Annotated in this window: 17 protein-coding genes and 1 tRNA gene; 6 read left to right on the top strand and 12 right to left on the bottom strand. The window is 63.7% G+C overall.

The features are described from left to right. Positions 1 to 2: 2 nt before the first annotated feature. The 4 genes from JKL46_RS12315 to murA form a co-directional block, all read right to left on the bottom strand. Positions 3 to 488 carry a UPF0262 family protein gene (locus JKL46_RS12315; RefSeq protein WP_201833154.1) on the bottom strand — a complete coding sequence of 162 codons (486 nt, stop codon included), beginning with the start codon at positions 486 to 488 and terminating at the stop codon, positions 3 to 5. A gap of 16 nt (positions 489 to 504) precedes the next feature. Then, positions 505 to 1,797 carry a histidinol dehydrogenase gene (hisD, locus tag JKL46_RS12310; protein ID WP_201833153.1) on the bottom strand — a complete coding sequence of 431 codons (1,293 nt, stop codon included), beginning with the start codon at positions 1,795 to 1,797 and terminating at the stop codon, positions 505 to 507. Continuing rightward, positions 1,797 to 2,237: a DUF2948 family protein gene (locus JKL46_RS12305; protein ID WP_201833152.1), complete on the bottom strand. Its 441-nt coding sequence runs from the start codon at positions 2,235 to 2,237 to the stop codon at positions 1,797 to 1,799. Before JKL46_RS12305 ends, hisD begins: the two co-directional genes overlap by 1 nt. Positions 2,238 to 2,395: 158 nt before the next feature. Next, on the bottom strand, positions 2,396 to 3,685 hold the full coding sequence (murA, locus tag JKL46_RS12300) for a UDP-N-acetylglucosamine 1-carboxyvinyltransferase (protein WP_201833151.1): 1,290 nt from the start codon (positions 3,683 to 3,685) through the stop codon (positions 2,396 to 2,398). Positions 3,686 to 4,057: 372 nt separating this feature from the next. Here murA and hemA point away from each other — a divergent pair, with 372 nt between their 5' ends. The 5 genes from hemA (at position 4,058) to JKL46_RS12275 (ending at position 8,463) form a co-directional block, all read left to right on the top strand. Next, complete coding sequence (hemA, locus tag JKL46_RS12295) at positions 4,058 to 5,284, top strand: 5-aminolevulinate synthase (RefSeq protein ID WP_201833273.1); 1,227 nt, start codon at positions 4,058 to 4,060, stop codon at positions 5,282 to 5,284. Between the two features lie 64 nt (positions 5,285 to 5,348). Continuing rightward, positions 5,349 to 5,423, top strand: a tRNA-Thr gene (locus JKL46_RS12290). 223 nt (positions 5,424 to 5,646) lie between these two features. Continuing rightward, entirely contained in the window at positions 5,647 to 5,889 is a 243-nt protein-coding gene (locus JKL46_RS12285) for a hypothetical protein (protein WP_201833150.1), read from the top strand. A 336-nt stretch (positions 5,890 to 6,225) separates the two neighbouring features. Then, positions 6,226 to 7,905 carry a M10 family metallopeptidase gene (locus JKL46_RS12280; RefSeq protein WP_201833149.1) on the top strand — a complete coding sequence of 560 codons (1,680 nt, stop codon included), beginning with the start codon at positions 6,226 to 6,228 and terminating at the stop codon, positions 7,903 to 7,905. A 249-nt stretch (positions 7,906 to 8,154) separates the two neighbouring features. Next, positions 8,155 to 8,463, top strand: a complete 309-nt coding sequence (locus JKL46_RS12275) for a hypothetical protein (protein WP_201833147.1) — start codon at positions 8,155 to 8,157, stop codon at positions 8,461 to 8,463. Between the two features lie 226 nt (positions 8,464 to 8,689). On the opposite strand, the gene JKL46_RS12270 is transcribed toward JKL46_RS12275, so the two are convergent. The 8 genes from JKL46_RS12270 to JKL46_RS12235 all read right to left on the bottom strand — a co-directional run bounded on the left by JKL46_RS12270 (position 8,690) and on the right by JKL46_RS12235 (position 16,007). Continuing rightward, entirely contained in the window at positions 8,690 to 9,979 is a 1,290-nt protein-coding gene (locus tag JKL46_RS12270) for an NAD(P)/FAD-dependent oxidoreductase (protein WP_201833146.1), read from the bottom strand. After that, positions 9,980 to 10,483: a GAF domain-containing protein gene (locus JKL46_RS12265; protein ID WP_201833145.1), complete on the bottom strand. Its 504-nt coding sequence runs from the start codon at positions 10,481 to 10,483 to the stop codon at positions 9,980 to 9,982. Between the two features lie 44 nt (positions 10,484 to 10,527). Further along, the gene (locus tag JKL46_RS12260) at positions 10,528 to 12,339 is read right to left on the bottom strand and encodes an ABC transporter ATP-binding protein (RefSeq protein ID WP_201833144.1); all 1,812 of its coding nucleotides are present in this window, start codon (positions 12,337 to 12,339) and stop codon (positions 10,528 to 10,530) included. Positions 12,340 to 12,643: 304 nt separating this feature from the next. Next, a complete protein-coding gene (locus tag JKL46_RS12255; RefSeq protein ID WP_201833143.1) occupies positions 12,644 to 13,186 on the bottom strand; it encodes an MOSC domain-containing protein in 543 nt (180 codons plus the stop codon). 39 nt (positions 13,187 to 13,225) lie between these two features. Further along, positions 13,226 to 13,675: a DUF488 domain-containing protein gene (locus JKL46_RS12250; protein WP_201833142.1), complete on the bottom strand. Its 450-nt coding sequence runs from the start codon at positions 13,673 to 13,675 to the stop codon at positions 13,226 to 13,228. A 9-nt stretch (positions 13,676 to 13,684) separates the two neighbouring features. Beyond that, on the bottom strand, positions 13,685 to 14,260 hold the full coding sequence (locus tag JKL46_RS12245) for a cyclase dehydrase (protein ID WP_201833141.1): 576 nt from the start codon (positions 14,258 to 14,260) through the stop codon (positions 13,685 to 13,687). An 11-nt stretch (positions 14,261 to 14,271) separates the two neighbouring features. Continuing rightward, positions 14,272 to 15,444, bottom strand: coding sequence for a zinc-dependent alcohol dehydrogenase (locus JKL46_RS12240; protein WP_201833139.1), 1,173 nt, complete (start codon positions 15,442 to 15,444; stop codon positions 14,272 to 14,274). 137 nt (positions 15,445 to 15,581) lie between these two features. After that, the gene (locus JKL46_RS12235) at positions 15,582 to 16,007 is read right to left on the bottom strand and encodes an NUDIX hydrolase (protein WP_201833137.1); all 426 of its coding nucleotides are present in this window, start codon (positions 16,005 to 16,007) and stop codon (positions 15,582 to 15,584) included. Between the two features lie 186 nt (positions 16,008 to 16,193). Between JKL46_RS12235 and JKL46_RS12230 the strand changes: the two genes are divergently transcribed. Beyond that, positions 16,194 to 16,988: an inositol monophosphatase family protein gene (locus tag JKL46_RS12230; protein WP_201833135.1), complete on the top strand. Its 795-nt coding sequence runs from the start codon at positions 16,194 to 16,196 to the stop codon at positions 16,986 to 16,988. The last annotated feature ends 12 nt before the right edge of the window (positions 16,989 to 17,000 follow it).

Here is a 17,000-nt window from a genome sequence, read left to right as displayed (position 1 = left end):
CGTCAGCCCTTCCAGTGAAGCGCGAAGATCAGCGTGAAGATACGCCGGGCCGTATCGAAATCGAGAACGAGCTTGCCCTCGAGTCGCTTCATCAGAAGTTCGGCCGCCTCGTTGTGGAGGCCGCGCCGTCCCATGTCGATGGCTTCGATCTGCGCCGGAGAGGCGGAACGGATGGCCTGGTAATAGCTGTCGCAGATCAGCTCGTAATCGCGGATCGCCTTGCGGAACGGCGTCAGAGACAAGTGATGGGAGACGAGATGCCCGCCTTCCTGCCCCGTCACCTCGAAGCAGAGCTTCTTCTCGACCAGCGAGATCCGCAGCGCATAAGGCCCGCCATCGTAGTTCGGCAGCGCGAAGGTGTTCTCTTCGAGAATGTCGTAGATGGCGATGGCGCGTTCGTGTTCCTGGTCGGGATTGCCGCGGCCGATGGAGGATTCGTCGAGCGTCACGGCGACCAGCCGGGTGCGCTCCTTCGCTTCGCTCGCCATCCCGCCTCCGCCAGCGTTAAAGGTTCAGGCGGATCGCCACCGACCGCGCATGACCCTCCAGTCCCTCCGAACGCCCGAGCGCGATCGCGGCCGGGCCGAGCGCGCGCAGAGCGCCCGCATCGCATTTCAGGATCGAGGTTCGCTTCATGAAGTCAAGCACGCCGAGCCCTGACGAGAACCGCGCCGAGCGGGCCGTGGGCAGGACGTGGTTCGGGCCGCCCACATAATCGCCGATGGCCTCGGGCGTGTGGCTGCCGAGGAAGATCGAGCCCGCATTTCGGACCTTCGCCGCGAGCTCTTCCGCATTCTCCGTCTCGATCTCGAGATGCTCGGGTGCCAGCCGGTCGACCAGGGGAATGGCGTTCTCGAGCCGGTCGATCAGGATGATGGCGCCGTAATCGCGCCAGCTCGCCGCGGCGATCTCCGCCTTCGGCAGGGTCTTCAGCTGACGCTCGACGGCCTTCTCGACCGCGTCGGCCAGCGCCGGGCTGTCGGTGATCAGGATAGACTGCGCCGCGGGATCGTGCTCGGCCTGGGCCAGGAGATCGGCGGCGATCCAGTCGGGATTGCCCTGGGCGTCGGCCAGGATCAGCACCTCGGAGGGGCCTGCGATCATGTCGATGCCGACCTGGCCGAAGACGCGGCGCTTGGCGGCCGCCACATAGGCGTTGCCCGGTCCGACGATCTTGGCGACGGGATTCAGGCTCTCGGTGCCGTAGGCGAGCGCCGCCACGGCCTGGGCGCCTCCGACGCGGTAGACCTCGTCGACGCCGGCAAGGCGCGCCGCGGCGAGGACGAGCGGATTCGTCTCGCCCTTCGGCGTCGGGACGACCATGACGATGCGGGGCACGCCCGCGACCTTCGCCGGCACGGCATTCATCAGGACGGAGGAGGGATAGCTCGCCCGTCCGCCCGGAACGTAGAGGCCGACGGATTCGATCGAGGTCCAGCGCCAGCCCAGGGTGACGCCCACCGAATCCGTGCTCATGGAATCCTGCGGACGCTGCGCCCGGTGATAGGTCTCGATGCGCTCCTTCGCGAGCGCGAGGGCTTCCAGCGCCTCCTTAGGGCATTCGGCCTCGGCGGCGTCGATCTCGGCGTCGGACACGCGCAGGGTCTCGGGCTGGAGGGCGAGCCCGTCGAAGCGAAGGGTGAAGTCGATCAGGGCCTCGTCGCCCCGCACCATCACCTCCTCGATGATGGCGCGCACCGCCTGGTCCACGTCCTCCGACACCTCGCGCTTCGCCGAGAGGAGCGCGGCGAAAGCCTGCGGGAAGGAAGCCTCCCGCGCATCGAGCCTCTGCGCCATTACGGGCGCCCCGCCGTTTGCAGCTGATCGTCGTGGGAGGGACGGCTTTCGGCCGCCCAGACGGGGCCGGTGTCTTTCATCTGCATCTCGATGCACTCCAGATCCACCTGGATGGCTCCGCCTTCGGCAAAGATCAAGGTGGCAGTGCCCGAAGGAGCGCTGGTCTCGTCAAAGGCGATGGCGAGAAGGTTAAGGACCGCGTCCTTGTTGGTCTGGTCGATGCCGCGGACGCGCACGCCGGTCACGTTCTCGAAATGCATGCAGGTCAGCCGGCGCTGGGGCGTCGCGGCCTCCCAGTCGTAGCGACGGATCTGGATGGCGAAACGCCGTTCCTTCGGCAGATAGGCGATGTCGCCCACCCGCAGGAGCGAGTCCTGAAGATGAGCGGAAATGACGGCAAGATCGTCAGGGTCGAACGCGACGAGTCTGAGGAGGTCCATGAGCCACCAACCTGTTGTTGAACTTTAAGGTTTAGGTAGAGAGCCCCCTGCCCCGGCGCAACCTCCCGGGAAGCGGCCCGGCAGCGTCTTCGAAACTTGCTTCCTGGCGAGCCCTGGCCCCGAAAAGAAAAGGCCGGCTGAAAAGCCGGCCTCGATCCTCAGCCTCTCAGGCGCTCGATCTGAGCGCCGCAGCGGGCAAGTTTGGCTTCGAGGGCCTCGAAGCCGCGATCCAGATGGTAGACCCGGTTGATGGTGGTCTCACCATCGGCCACCAGGCCCGCGATCACCAATGAGACCGAGGCGCGCAGGTCGGTGGCCATGACCGGGGCTCCCTTGAGGCCGGGCACCCCGTCCACATAGGCGCTGTCGCCGTCGAGGCGGATCTGGGCGCCGAGGCGGGCGAGCTCCTGCACATGCATGAAGCGGTTCTCGAAGATCGTCTCGCGGATGCGCGACGTGCCGCTCGCCCGGGTCATGAGAGCCATGAACTGGGCCTGGAGATCAGTTGGAAACCCTGGAAACGGATCGGTGGTAACGTCTACCGCCTGGATGCCATTGCCGTTCCGCCGGACCCGGATGCCGCCATGGGTCGGGGTCACCTCGGTCCCGGCCTGGCCCAGCGCATCGAGGGCCGCCTGGAGATATTCGGGGCGGGTGTTGTCGAGCACGAGGTCGCCGCCGGTCATGGCGACGGCCATGGCGTAGGTACCGGTCTCGATGCGATCGGGCATGACGTCGTGCGAGGCGCCGTTGAGGCGGGCCACGCCCTCGACCACGATCTCCGAGGTGCCGGCGCCTTCGATCCTGGCGCCCATCTTGATCAGGCACGCGGCGAGATCCACCACCTCCGGCTCGCGGGCGGCATTGCGGATCACCGTGGTGCCTTGAGCCAGCGTCGCCGCCATCAGGGCGACATGGGTGCCGCCGACGGTCACCTTGGGAAAGTCGATCTCGGCCCCGATCAGGCCCTTGGGGGCCGTCGCCACCACATAGCCGCTGTCGATCTCGATGGCGGCGCCCAGTTTGGCGAGCGCCATGATGAGCAGATCCACCGGACGGGTGCCGATGGCGCAGCCGCCCGGCATGGAAACCCGGGCATGGCCGAAGCGGGCGACCAACGGAGCGATGACCCAGAAGCTCGCCCGCATGGTCGAGACCAGCTCGTAGGGGGCGGTGGTGTCGATGATGTTCTTGGCCGAGAGGCGGATCGTCTGCCCGGTCTCGGAGGACTGGCCCGGCCGGCGGCCGGCGATGGAGTGATCGACGCCGAAATTGCTCATGATCCGCAGGAGGGAGGAGATGTCGGCAAGCCGCGGCACGTTGCCGAGCTCGAGCGTCTCCTCACTCAGCAGGCTCGCGATCATGAGCGGCAGGGCGGCATTCTTGGCGCCTGAGATCGGAATCAGGCCGTTGAGAGGCGCGCCGCCCCGGATGCGAATGCGATCCATAAAAATCCCCTTGCAAATCTTGTCAGTAAACCATGCGCTATGCGCGCCTCCGGCGTCGCAGGCTAGTCGCGCTCGTCCTTAACGCTCAAGCTTCCGCTTTCGGTTCCAGACGGCCTCACGGCCTGCCGCCCGCGGGCTTGAGCCTTGCGACGCTTCAAATTCTCTTTCAAAGCCGCCTTCAGCCGGTCAGCTTTTTCTTGTGTTTTCACGTCAGTCATGGTTCACGCGACCCATCGTCGCCTTTATCAAATAGAGGCTTCGCAGGCGGCCCTCAACCGCAATATCACAAATCCGGGCTTTGACCCGGATCAATGCCGTCTGGCATAATGTGTTTAAGTTCCCGGGGCATTGGATTGCCCACCCGGTGAGATGATGGATTATCAAAACTTCTTCACGTCAGCCCTCGAGCGTCTGCAGGCAGAGAGGCGCTATCGCGTCTTCGCCGATATCGAGCGGTTGGCCGGCCGTTACCCTCAAGCGATCTGGCACTCCCCTGAAGGCCCGCGCCCGATCACCGTCTGGTGCTCCAACGACTATCTCGGCATGGGCCAGAACCGGGACGTGACCCGCGCGATGGTGGAGGCCGCCTGGCGGCTCGGCACCGGCGCCGGCGGCACCCGCAACATCTCCGGCAACAGCAATCCGATCGTGGCGCTCGAAGCCGAGCTTGCCGACCTCCATGGCAAGGAGGCCGCTCTGGTCTTCACCTCGGGCTACGTCTCGAATCAGACCGGGATCTCGACGCTCGCCAAGCTGATCCCGAACTGCCTGATCCTCTCGGACGCCCTCAACCACAATTCGATGATCGAGGGCGTGCGCCAGTCGGGCTGCGACAAGGCGATCTTCCGCCACAACGACCTCGAACATCTGGAGGAACTGCTCCAAGCTGCAGGCGACCGCCCGAAGCTCATCGTGTTCGAGAGCGTTTATTCCATGGACGGGGACATCTCCCCCATCCATGCCATCTGCGATCTCGCCGAGCGCTACGGCGCCATGACCTATATCGACGAGGTCCATGCGGTGGGCATGTACGGCCCGCGCGGCGCCGGCATCGCCGAGCGCGAGGGCGCCATGCATCGAATCGATGTGATCGAGGGCACGCTCGGCAAGGCCTTTGGCGTCATGGGCGGCTATCTCACCGGCACCAGGGCCGTGATGGACGCCATCCGCAGCTTCGCCCCCGGCTTCATCTTTACCACCGCCCTGCCCCCGGCGGTCGCCGCCGCCGCGACGGCCTCGATCCGGCATCTCAAGGAATCCTCCGCCGAGCGCCAGCAGCAGCAGCGCCAGGTGGCCCGCACGAAGGCGATCCTGACCGGAATCGGCCTGCCCGTCATGGACACGGTCACGCATATCGTGCCGGTGATGGTGGGCGATGCGGAGGCCTGCAAGGCGGCCTCCGACCGGCTGCTCGACAAGCACGGCATCTATATCCAGCCGATCAACTACCCGACCGTGCCGCGCGGCACCGAGCGTCTGCGCATCACCCCCGGCCCGTTCCACTCGAACGCTCATATCGACGCCCTCGCCGCCTCTCTCGTGGAGGTCTGGACGGCGCTCAGGCTCCCCCTGCAACCGAAAGTCCAGGCGGCCGAATAAAGATCATTTTCAAGCTTGCATGGAGGGCTGCCCTGTGGCAGTAAGCGGCCCTCCCCGTTGGCGCGCTGCCGTAGCTCAGTGGTAGAGCACTCCCTTGGTAAGGGAGAGGTCGAGAGTTCGATCCTCTCTGGCAGCACCAGCCACGCCGATACGACGCGGTGGTTCGACCCCGTCGACACATCTTCTCCCTGCACTGCAGCCCTATTGCCGCGCCTCATCCTCTGGGGGCAAAACCAAAGGCCTAGTTGTCTTTCTAGGCAATGCTTTGCAATAATACCTTGAGCCGGCAATGCTGGTCTTCACGGCCTGCGATCCGGACAAATGACTGGAGGAAAACCTCCGGCATGTTGGGGGAATGGACCATGAAGAACGCGGCCTCTGCGCCCAAGATCGCCGATCCCTATGCGGCGCTCGAGCAGATCCTGAAAGTCATCGGCAGATCGTGGCTGAGTGAGGAGTGGCGCCTCGAGGACGTCCGCCTTCTCGCTCAGGAGGCCCTCGACAAGCGGGGCCGCAAGACTGGCAGCAAGCGCGCTGCCATTCCGGCCCTGCAGACCACGATCCGGCTTCAGACCCAGCTCCCGAGTGAGCGTCTACCTTCCTGAAGCTTAACCGACCTTGCAGACGGTGACGTAGAGGACAGCCCTGCGGCATGGTGTCTAAAAGGGCATAAATTCAAGAAAAGCCGTTTTTTATCCTCGTGATAATCTTTTATAAGCCTTCTGAACGATAAAGTTCACGCGAGACGGTCAAGAAAATCACTCTCGCGGCGGGGCAGAATACCATGACATTCCACGCTTTATCGTAGCGGTTCCGCCTTATGCGGCCTCCGGCGGCGATCTCTTGCCTTTTTTCCTGAGATCCGCCGGCGCCGCTCACCGGCACGCCACCGTTTCGACGGATTTGGCCCCTGAACTCCTGCTTCATCGATTGAGATTACCATGCCTGCTGTCGAGTCTTACACTTCTACGGGAAACACCTACCTCGATGCCATTCTGGGCAGCCTCAAATGGGTGCCGAGTCATCTCACCTACAGTTTCCCCGTGACGGCCACCTCCTACGGCGCCTCTTACGGCGACGGTGAGACCGCCAAGGGATTCGGAGCCTTCAACGGCACCCAGCAATCGATCACGCGATCGGCGCTGAACCTCTATGCGGCCGTCAGCAACCTGACCTTCCAGGAGGTTGGTGGTGCGAGTGCGCCCGCAGCCGATCTGCGCTTCGCGCAATCGGACCTGCCGAGTACTGCGTGGGCTTATTTTCCGACGACGGAAGCGACCGGCGGCGACGTGTGGGTCAACAATTCCAGCCGCAACTACGCGAGCCCTGCGAAGGGGAACTACGCCTATCTCACCATCGTCCATGAGATCGGACACGCCCTCGGTCTCGAGCATTCGCATGAGGGCAACATGCCGCTCTCGCGCGACAGCATGGAATACACGGTGATGAGTTATCGCTCGTATGTCGGCGCCTCGATCTATTCCGGCTACGCGAACGAGACCTGGGGCTATGCCCAGTCCCTCATGATCTACGACATCGCCGCGATCCAGCACATGTACGGTGCGAACTTCGCCACCAACAGCGGCAACACCACCTATTCCTGGAGCCCGACGACAGGAGAGATGTCCATCGACGGCGTCCGGCAAGGCGCCCCCGGCGGCAACCGGATCCTGCAGACCGTATGGGACGGCGGCGGCAGCGACACTTACAGCTTCACAGCCTATACCACAGACCTGAAGATCGATCTCCAGCCCGGGGCATGGACGACCACGTCACAGGAGCAGCTCGCCAAACTGTACTGGGACGGATCTGAGGTCGCCACGGGCAACATCGCGAATGCCCTGCTCTATCAAGGCAATTCGGCTTCTCTCATCGAGAACGCCTATGGCGGCTCGGGTGACGATGTCATCACGGGCAATGTCGCCGCGAACGTACTGCGTGGCAACGGCGGCAGCGACAAGCTCTACGGATTGAGCGGCAACGACACCCTGATCGGGGGCGGCGGCAAGGATCTGCTGAACGGCGGCGGCGGCAAGGATGTTGCGAGCTATGCCTACGCCAAGGCGGCCGTGACGGTCGACCTTCAGTCACCTTCGGCCAATCGGGGTGAAGCCGCTGGCGACACCTATGTCAGCATCGAGGGCCTCGTCGGCAGTGCCTATGGCGACAATCTCCGCGGCAACGGCGGCGCGAACACGATCGAAGGCGGAGCGGGCAACGACACGCTTTACGGGCGCGGAGGCAACGACGTGCTGCAAGGCGGCGCGGGCCGCGACAAGCTCTATGGTCAAGGCGGCAAGGACCTGCTTATCGGCGGCAGCGGCGCAGACACGTTCGTCTTTCAGGCTCTGAGCGACTCGCGCGGATCCGCTGTCGATACGATTCAGGATTTCGTCAGAGGCTCCGACCGCATCGATCTGCGCGGCATCGACGCCAATACCAGCATTCTCGGCGATCAGGCCTTCACCTTCATCGGCAAGGCTGCGTTCCATCACAAGGCAGGCGAACTGCGCTTCTTTGATGGCTTCGTGTCGGGTGATGTGAACGGCGATGCATCCGCTGATTTCAAGATCGCCGTCACCGGCCTCACGGTGCTGTCCAAGAGCGATTTCTATTTGTGATCCATTTGTGATCGCCCGCGCCCGGCAAGGGGGGAGAGCATCGGACCCAAAATTGGACACCACTTTGGGATCCAATCGATGCTCTCTTCTCCTGGCTGGCGCATCGTTGAGTGTGGACCCAGCGGGCCACGCGAGTGAAAACCGGATCCGCTTTTCCGCACGATGCGCTAGCGCGGGTTGCTTTCTCCCAGACGATGATGCGACGAAGGACCTTCATCCGCTGAACAGATTCGATCTCGGGAGCCGTGAATGAAGATCTCCGTTGTTGCCTGCCTTGCCCTGTTTGCTGCATCGCTACCGACGCTTGCGATGGCAGCAGATAGCGAAAAGCCGCTGCCCGATACGGATCTCGTCGCGCCGTTTCACTCCGAGGATCGCACTTACTTTCGCGAGCACCGTCTGCGCGCCTACGAGCGCACGCGCGCCGGAACGCGGCAGGGCGCCACCTGCGTCACGCCTCAGGGCGTCTGCTGGATTGCGGAGCCCCTCTCCAACGGCAATGACTGCTCCTGCGAGAGCCGGCGCCTCGGAACGATCCGCGGAACGGTGGGAGGTTGACGGAAATTATTGGTTAACCATCTGGACAGAAAGTAAGCTTAGGCTTTATCCCTGAATCAAACTTTCCGCTCCACGAGGAAGTGCGATGGAACAAACGGGAAAACGCCACCCCGCCAACGATGCAATGGCCTATCTTCTGAATCTGATTGCGCTTGCTTTCAGCTTCAGCTGCCTCTGGGTCGTCGCATCGGCCGCAAAAATGTAATTAAGTTTCGTTCCCGCGTGATCAGCGGGAGCGAAACTCCCGAGCCGCATCGGCAGCTTGATAGCTCCAATAGGTGAGCTGAGCTGCGGCGCGACCGAGAATGCCGCCATTCCATGCCAGATCGAACGGTGCGAACAGGCGATAACGGTCGCTCGCTCCCATAATTCCTTCGGCGATGAGGGTGCCGCCGATGGCGGTCGTATTCATGCCGTGTCCGCCGAAGGCGGTGCAGTACCACACGCCCGGCTTCCATTGTCCGATCTGCGGCATCAGGTGACGGGCGTAAGACATCAGGCCCGACCAGGCGATCTCGACCTTCAGATCCGCCAGTTGCGGATAGGTATTCACCATCTCCCGCCGCAACAGAGCCGCGATGTCGCGGGGGTCCGTCGTGCGCGTGGTGATGCGTCCGCCCCACAGGATGCGGCTGCCGTCCTCGACGAGGCGGTAATAGTCGCCCGCGCGCCGGTCATCGAGAATGGCGGCCGGAGTGCGGATCGCGCTCTGCACGAGATCGGGCGCCTGCTCCGTCAGCAGAACATATGTGGCGATCGGCAGGAAGGATCGCCGGAGCGCCGGCAGCACGGAACCCGTATAGCCGCCAGTCGCGAAGACCACATGTTCGGCCGCAATCTCGGCATTCTTCGTCCGCACGATCTTGCCCGCGCCATCGAGATCGAAGGACATCGCGGGCGAAATCTCGTGGATCGCTGCTCCCAGGCGCACGGCCTCGCGGGCGAGTGACCGGCCATAATTCAGCGGATGAAAATGGAAGGCATCTTCGTCGAGGATCGCCTCATGATATTTCGGCGAGACGAAGAGATCTCTCACCTCTCGCTTGTCCAGGTAACGCAGCTTCAGCCCGAACTCGCGCCGCTGCTTCTCGCTCGAAGCCTGCAGCGCACCGCGTGAATCGTAGCGCAGAGCCTTCGCGATGCCCGGCACCGGATGCGCATCGCGAATGTCGAGCGCATCGATATTGCCGCGAACGATCTCGACGCCTTCCATGGACATGCGGAACAGTTCGCGTGCCTGCTCGGCACCCACACGGCGCTCGATGGCGGAAAGTCCGGTGGCAAAGCCTGCGGAAACGAAACCGCCGTTGCGGCCGGACGCGCCCCAGGCCACGCGCTCGGCCTCGAGCAGCACCACCTTGCGCCCGCCGCGCGCAAGCGTCACCGCGGCGGTGAGACCGGCGAGCCCGCCGCCGACGATGCAGACATCCGCCTGGATGCGGCCCGCCGCCTGAGGATAGGTTTCCGAGGTGGCGGCGGTGCGGCTGTAATAGGTGTCGATATAGGCGGCCGTCATCTATCGTTCGGACGAAAACTCGGAGGCTGCGAGATAGATCTCGACCAGTCTCTCGCAGCCCTCACGGTCCTCATCGTCGAAGCGGTTGGCGCTCGGGCTGTCGAGATCGAGCACGCCGAGCACGACGCCATTCTTGATCAGCGGCACGACCAGCTCCGAGCGGGAAGCGCTGTCGCAGGCGATGTGTCCGGGGAAGGCATGCACGTCCGGCACGACGATAGAGACCTTACGCTCCACCGCCGAGCCGCAGACGCCGCGCCCCACCGGGATGCGAACGCAGGCGACCTTGCCCTGGAACGGGCCGAGGACGAGCCCCGGCCCGCGCATGAAATAGAAGCCGGCCCAGTTCAGATCGGGCATCAGCTGATAGATCAGCGCCGACATGTTGGCGGCATTGGCGATCGCATCCGGCTCGCCCTCCAGCAGACCTGTGAGCTGCTGGGCGAGCGAGGCGTAAAAGTCCCGCTTGCTGCCGGAACTCGAGAGGGATTTTGCTTCGAACATGGGCTTTTCCTTATGGATCCCCGGTCATCCTGTCCAGATGGGCCTCATTCGGCCGCCATGCCAGTCCTGGCGGGCGCTGCCAGGTCGAGGCCCTGATGGTCGCAGAGGCGGCGATAGAGGCCGCCCTTGCGATAGAGGCTCAAGTGATCCCCCTCCTCCACGATCCGGCCCTTCTCGAACACGAGGATGCGGTCGAGCGCGCGCACCGTGGACAGGCGGTGGGCGATCACGATGGAGGTACGCCCCTCCATGAGCCGCACCATCGCCTGCTGGATCAGCACCTCCGATTCCGAGTCGAGGGCGGAGGTCGCCTCGTCGAGAATCAGGATCGGCGCATCGGCGAGGAAGGCGCGGGCGATGGCGACACGCTGGCGCTCGCCGCCCGACAGCTTCACGCCGCGCTCGCCGACGAGGGTCAGGTAGCCCTTGGGCAGGCTCATGATGAAGTCGTGCGCGTTGGCGAGCCGTGCCGCGCGCTCGATCTCGACCATGCCGGCGCCGGGCCGTCCATAGGCGATGTTCTCCGCGAGCGTGCGGTGGAACAGGATCGGCTCCTGCTGCACGATGGCGATCTGCGAGCGCAGGGACGATTGCTGCGCATCGGCGATGTTCTGACCGTCGATGCGGATCTCGCCGCCCGTCACGTCGTAGAGGCGCTGGATCAGCTTGACGAGAGTCGTCTTGCCGGATCCCGAAGGACCGACCAAGCCTACGCGTTCGCCGGCGCGGATCGTCAGGGAGAGATCCCTATAGAGCGGCGTCTCGTGCCCGCCATAATGGAACGTGACGCGGTCGAACGCCACCTCTCCGCGCCCGATGCGGATCGGCTTCGCATGCGCATGGTCGGGCACGCCGATGCGCTCCCGGTGAATCTCGACGAGCTCCTCCATGTCGTTCACCGACCGGCGCAGATTGTTGATGTGCATGCCGACGTCGCGCAGGTAGCCGTGGATCACGAAATAGGTCGTGAGCACATAGGCGAGATCGCCCGGTGTTGCCCGGTCGTCCCACCACAGCCAGATCGCGGTGCCGATGATGGCGGCGCGGATGCCGAGCAGGGCGATGAACTGCACAGTGCCGCTGTTGGTGCCGCGCTGCCAGACGCGCCGCGTGCGGTTCTGCCATTTGCCCAGCACCCAGGTCAGCCGGTCGTCCTCGCGGATCTCGGCACCGAACGCCTTGACGACGGGATTACAGCTCAGGGCATCGGCCAAGGTGCCGCCGACGCGTGTATCCCAGGCATTTGCCAGCCGCGCTGCGGGCGCGACATAACGGGTGGCGAGAAAGCCCGTCATCACGATGTAGGCGAGCGCACTCAAGCCGATCACGACACCCATGATCGGCCAGCGCAGACCGAGCACGATCATCGAGCCGGCGAGCACCGTGAGCGAGGGCAGCAGCGCCAGCAGGAGCGTGTCGTGCATGAGGTCGAGCGCCCACATGCCGCGCGTGATCTTGCGCACCGTCGAACCGGCGAAGGAATTGGCGTGCCAATCGGTCGAGAAACGCTGCACGCGCGCGAACGCGTCCTGCGCCACGCGTCCCATGACGCGCAGGGTCAGTTCCACGATGCCGTAGAACGCCAGATGCCGCATGACGATCATGAGCAGGCCGAGGCCTGTCATGAAGCCGAACGCGATGAGCGCCGCATGGAGGGCGGCAGCCCGATCGTTGGCGCCTACGGCGATGGCATCGACGAGCCGCCCTGCGAAGACGGGCATGAACACGTCTGCGAGCGTGGACACCATCATGGTCACCACGATGAGGGCCACGTAGCGCGGCTCCTCACGCCAGTGGCGGAATGTGAATCTCAAAACGTCGCGGGTGGCGTCCCCGCTTCTCTTATGGTGCTTCATGGAGGTGAACAGGCCGCGCCGAAGCGCTTGCCTCTCCCGGAATTTGTGCGAAGCGACAGCGGAACGGCGGCTTGACGCGACCGATATCGCTCGATGATGGAATAGGAAAGCTTGGTAAGGTTTGCGGGCCCTCAGGAGCCCTGCCCGGTCCGGTCTACGATTTAGACTTGGACATGGGAGGAACGTTCAGCAAGCGGATATCGGCCATGCAGTCCTCCCTCTCTTGAAATTAAACCTAGGCTCAAAGTAATGCAGTTCGTTCAACTTGGCAACTGCACTTTCGTTTCAGGTCTGCTTTCGCGGCTCACACGACCTGAAGCGGCAGGTGCGGCCCTGCAGGAAGCTCGGTTCGAACAGCGTCGCCCGGCCTGACCTCGCCCCCCTCCAGCACGATGCCCATGATTCCGGATTTGCGGATGAGATTGCCGTCATTGTCCTTATCGAGAACGGCGCTCATGAGCCCTTTGCGGAAGCGGTCGATCTGGACGCAGGGGTTGCGCAGGCCCGTCACCTCGATCACGGCACTTTCACCGACATGAAGGCGCGTCCCGGCGGGGAGGCTCAACAGATCGATCCCGCGCGTCGTGATGTTCTCGCCCATGCCGCCGGCGGCGACGTCGAAGCCCTGAGCCTCGAGTTCGTCGAAGAGTTCCGCGTGGATCAGGTGGACCTGCCGCAGGTTCGGCTGGCTCGGATCCTTCGCCACCCGCGACCGGTGCTTCACTGTCGTGCCGAGATGCGCGTCGCCCTCGACGCCGAGCCCGGCCAGAAGGTGGATCGATTCTCTGTTGGTCTTGCTGAAGCTGTGTGTCGCGCTGCGGCTCACCGCCGTGACGATCGCATCCATTCCGCAGCCCCCCGCCTGTCCATCCTCCGCCTTGTAGCGTCAGAGAACGGTCAGATCTACCGTCTCAAAGCCCTTTTCGGCAAGACGCTGCGCCAGCACGCGGCGATGGCAATTGGCGGGATCGCGCTCGAAGCAGAGAAGGCAGATCGGCTGATGCCGCGCGAGTTCCTCAAGGTCTCGGAACGCCTCCTGAGCCGGCTCGGTCGCCAAGACTGCATCGCAATAGATCCGGCGCATGAGCTCGCCATCGCCGGCACGAGCCGCCTGACGGCCCTCCTTCGGCGTGCCGAGCTTGATGAAATGCTGATAACCGATCTCCCGGCTTGCCAGCGCGTCGCGCAGCGCGGATTTCGAGAACCCGCGCTTGCGCGAGAGCGCCACGGCGCGCACGTCCGCGAGCGTCGCCACGCCCGCGTCCTTCAAGGTGTCGAGGAAGCGGTCGACATCCGCTCCCTCGTACCCGATCGTAAAAACCTGCGGCTTTGTCATGCCGCGAGGTTACATGGATGGCTGCGGATGTCGAGGTGCCTCGGGCTGCGTATAGGGCCGGAGAGCTTCCGGTGTGCGGAAGTCAGACGGCACCGCGAAGTCGCTCGCAGCGCCATGCGCCTGTTCGACACCTCGCGGAAAACCGCTGCGATCGGAATAATCCTGCAGCGGCGGCAGCGGATGCGGGCTCTCGCGGCTCAAGGTCTGTGCGCAATAGACATCGAGTGCGGTTGCGCCCAGAACCGCCGCCATGGCGATACCGACATTTTCCTTCTTCGGATTGTTGCCCTCGAGCGCCGTTGCCAGCGTTGCAAGATCGAGCGCATCGCCCGCAACGCGGCCCCATATCCATGGCGTCGGATCCTTCGAGGCTAGGATGCCGATGCCGGTCGCGATCTCGCGCACGCCATAGCCGGCAATCAGACCCTCCTGCCCCTTCATGCCCAGCGCCCGCGCCAACGCGCGCGGCGCAGCAATTTCAGCGATGCCGAGAGCAATGGAGAACAGGCCGAGCCCGCGGGCGAGGGTATCGGTCGCCGTATCGGCCTGGCCGCGGCGGCGCGTTCTTTCGGTTTCGTAGCGCATGAGCTCACCTGTCAGGGTTTGATGACGACCTTGATGCAGCCGTCCTGCTTGTCGCGGAAGACCTTGTACATGTCCGGCCCCTCTTCGAGCGAGACCGTATGCGTGATGACGAAGGACGGATCGATCTGCCCCTCCTCGATGCGGCGCAGGAGATCGTCGGTCCAGCGATTCACATGCGTCTGGCCCGTGCGGATCGTGAGGCCCTTGTTCATGATCGCGCCGAAGGGGATCTTGTCGAGAAGACCGCCATAGACGCCCGGGATCGAGAGCGTGCCTGCCGGACGACACACATAGGCCATCTCGCGCAGCACGTGCGGCCGGTCGGTCTCCATCATCGTCGCCTGCTTCACGCGGTCGTACATGGAATCGATCGTCGCGGTCGCATGGGCCTCCATGCCGACCGCATCGATGCACTTCTCGGGACCTTTGCCGTTCGTGAGCTCGTTGAGGCGCTCGATCACGCTGTCCTCGTCGATGTTGATCGTGATGGCGCCGCCGGCCTCCGCCATGGCGAGACGCTCAGGGATGCGGTCGATGGCGATCACCTGCTTTGCTCCGAGCAGGACGGCGCTGCGGATCGTCATCTGGCCGACAGGGCCGCAGCCCCAGATCGCGACGGTGTCGGTCGGTTGAATGTCGCACTGCACGGCAGCCTGCCAGCCGGTCGGGAAGATATCACTCAGGAAGAGAAGCTTCTCGTCGGGGATTCCGTTGGGCACCTTGATGTGCGTTGCGTCGGCGAAGGGCACGCGCAGATATTCGGCCTGACCGCCGGGATAGCCTCCGGTGAGATGGGTGTAGCCGAAGAGGCCCGCCGTCGTGTGGCCGAAGGCCTTGGCGGCGATATTCCCGTTGCGGTTCGTCCGCTCGCACACCGAGAAATTGCCCCGTTTGCACTGCTCGCACTCGCCGCAGATGATGGTAAAGGGGATCACCACCCGGTCTCCGACCTTGAGCTTGCCCTTCGCCTCCGCGCCGACCTCGACGACTTCGCCCATGGTCTCATGGCCCATGATGTCGCCGGATTTCATGCCGGGCATGAAATGGTTATAGAGGTGGAGGTCCGAGCCGCAGATGGCGCAACTCGTCACCTTGATGATTGCGTCGCGGGGTTGCTCGATCTCGGGGTCGGGGACGGAATCGCATCGGATATCGGTCGTGCCGTGCCAAACAAGCGCCTTCATCAATATCTCCCTCGGACGGCCGAGAACTGCCAAGACTCTTGGCTTCGGCCGCTTTCGCGAGAGAATACTTATGAGGGGGCCCTTACGTTCCCTTGTGCACCTGAAAATCCGTCCGCCGATTTATGGCGAAGGTATCGTCAGACGTGTTGCGGCAGGCTACGGATCAGGTCGGCGAGCGCCGGTTCGAGAACCTGATGGGCGGCTTCCTCCACCTCGAACCATTGCGCTCTGCGTTGGCCCTTCTCGCGCCATGACTTGAGCTGCTTGGACACCTCGAGCGGATAGACGCTGACCCGGCAGAGATCGAAATGCGCCGCGCGTCGCTTCCAGTAATCGTAGGAGCCGAGGGGTTTGTTTTTGATCTCGCCCTTCACGCCGGCCTCCTCTTCCGCCTCCTGGGCAGCCGCTTTGTGCGGCTTCTTGCCCTTCATGGGCCAGCCCTTGGGTATCAGCCAGCGCTTGGTTTCCCGTGACGTGACGAGAAGCACCTCGACCTTTCCATCTTTGATGCGGAACGGGAGAGCTCCAACCTGGCTGAGTTCTTCTTTGGGGGGCTGGGACATTCGACGAGAGTAGGATTCCTGGCGGGTTAGTTTGTAACGTAAGTGATTTGAGCCGGCTAAGAAAGGATCTTTTCGAAAAGAGTTGAGGATGGGGTGGGTTCCACCCTGATACTGTTCTCCATGCTTTCAAAGTTCCATGACCGGTTGATAACAAGAAGTTTTCGTTTGAGAAGGACGCTCCGAGCTATGACCACCGATGGCCTCGACCTGAGATTTGCCGCAGCCTGTGCCGTCGCGCGGGAGGCTGGCGTTCTGGCCCGCAAGCGCTTCCTCGAACGGCCGCGCTCGCAGCGCCCGGACTTCAAGGGGCCGCAGGACTTTCTCACCGCCACCGACGCCGAGGTGGAAGAGTTGATTCGCGGCCGCCTGAGCGGGCTGTTTCCGGAGGATTCCTTCTTCGGCGAGGAAGGCGGCGGCTCCTTCGGACGCGATGTCTGGGTCGTCGACCCTATCGACGGTACGGCGAATTTCGCCCGCGGCATTCCCCATTTCGCAATCTCCATCGCCTTCGTGCGCGATGGCTGCGTGGAGATCGGTGCGATCTACGATGTGATGCACTCGGAGCTGTACACGGCCCAGCGCGGCCGTGGCGCGACCCTCAACGGAGAGACGATCCGGGTGAGTGGCCTCGCCGACATCAGGCAGGCGACGGTGGAGGCCGGATGGTCGTCGCGGCTGCCGGCCGAGCCCTACATCGCCGTCGTCGACACGCTGAAGGCAAGCGGTGCCAATGTCCGCCGTGCCGGCTCGGGAACGCTTGGCATCGCTTACGTCGCCGACGGACGCACCGACGCCTATTGCGAGCTCCACATCAATTCCTGGGATGTCCTTGCTGGGCTCCTTCTTGTCGAAGAGGCCGGCGGCTGGGCCAACGATTTCCTGGCCAATGACGGTTTGCGCAGGGGAAACCCGGTTCTGGTGTGCACGCCCGAGCTTGCCGATGTGCTGACGCAGGCGACGGGGATTGCCAAGCAAGCGTGAGGCGGAGACCTT

This window comes from Microvirga zambiensis WSM3693, assembly GCF_016735695.1.
GTDB lineage: Bacteria > Pseudomonadota > Alphaproteobacteria > Rhizobiales > Beijerinckiaceae > Microvirga > Microvirga zambiensis.
The sequence above is the reverse complement of the archived record's forward strand: the minus strand, read 5'-3'. Positions and strand labels throughout refer to the sequence as shown.

Coding starts and splice junctions, on each gene's coding strand:
- JKL46_RS12265 (WP_201833145.1), bottom strand. CDS start 10,483: ATGTTCGAAGCAAAATCCCTCTCGAGTTCCGGCAGCAAGCGGGACTTT.
- hisD (WP_201833153.1), bottom strand. CDS start 1,797: ATGGCGCAGAGGCTCGATGCGCGGGAGGCTTCCTTCCCGCAGGCTTTC.
- JKL46_RS12250 (WP_201833142.1), bottom strand. CDS start 13,675: ATGACAAAGCCGCAGGTTTTTACGATCGGGTACGAGGGAGCGGATGTC.
- JKL46_RS12230 (WP_201833135.1), top strand. CDS start 16,194: ATGACCACCGATGGCCTCGACCTGAGATTTGCCGCAGCCTGTGCCGTC.
- JKL46_RS12285 (WP_201833150.1), top strand. CDS start 5,647: ATGAAGAACGCGGCCTCTGCGCCCAAGATCGCCGATCCCTATGCGGCG.
- JKL46_RS12270 (WP_201833146.1), bottom strand. CDS start 9,979: ATGACGGCCGCCTATATCGACACCTATTACAGCCGCACCGCCGCCACC.
- JKL46_RS12255 (WP_201833143.1), bottom strand. CDS start 13,186: ATGGATGCGATCGTCACGGCGGTGAGCCGCAGCGCGACACACAGCTTC.
- JKL46_RS12275 (WP_201833147.1), top strand. CDS start 8,155: ATGAAGATCTCCGTTGTTGCCTGCCTTGCCCTGTTTGCTGCATCGCTA.
- JKL46_RS12260 (WP_201833144.1), bottom strand. CDS start 12,339: ATGAAGCACCATAAGAGAAGCGGGGACGCCACCCGCGACGTTTTGAGA.
- JKL46_RS12235 (WP_201833137.1), bottom strand. CDS start 16,007: ATGTCCCAGCCCCCCAAAGAAGAACTCAGCCAGGTTGGAGCTCTCCCG.
- JKL46_RS12315 (WP_201833154.1), bottom strand. CDS start 488: ATGGCGAGCGAAGCGAAGGAGCGCACCCGGCTGGTCGCCGTGACGCTC.
- JKL46_RS12240 (WP_201833139.1), bottom strand. CDS start 15,444: ATGAAGGCGCTTGTTTGGCACGGCACGACCGATATCCGATGCGATTCC.
- JKL46_RS12280 (WP_201833149.1), top strand. CDS start 6,226: ATGCCTGCTGTCGAGTCTTACACTTCTACGGGAAACACCTACCTCGAT.
- JKL46_RS12305 (WP_201833152.1), bottom strand. CDS start 2,237: ATGGACCTCCTCAGACTCGTCGCGTTCGACCCTGACGATCTTGCCGTC.
- hemA (WP_201833273.1), top strand. CDS start 4,058: ATGGATTATCAAAACTTCTTCACGTCAGCCCTCGAGCGTCTGCAGGCA.
- murA (WP_201833151.1), bottom strand. CDS start 3,685: ATGGATCGCATTCGCATCCGGGGCGGCGCGCCTCTCAACGGCCTGATT.
- JKL46_RS12245 (WP_201833141.1), bottom strand. CDS start 14,260: ATGCGCTACGAAACCGAAAGAACGCGCCGCCGCGGCCAGGCCGATACG.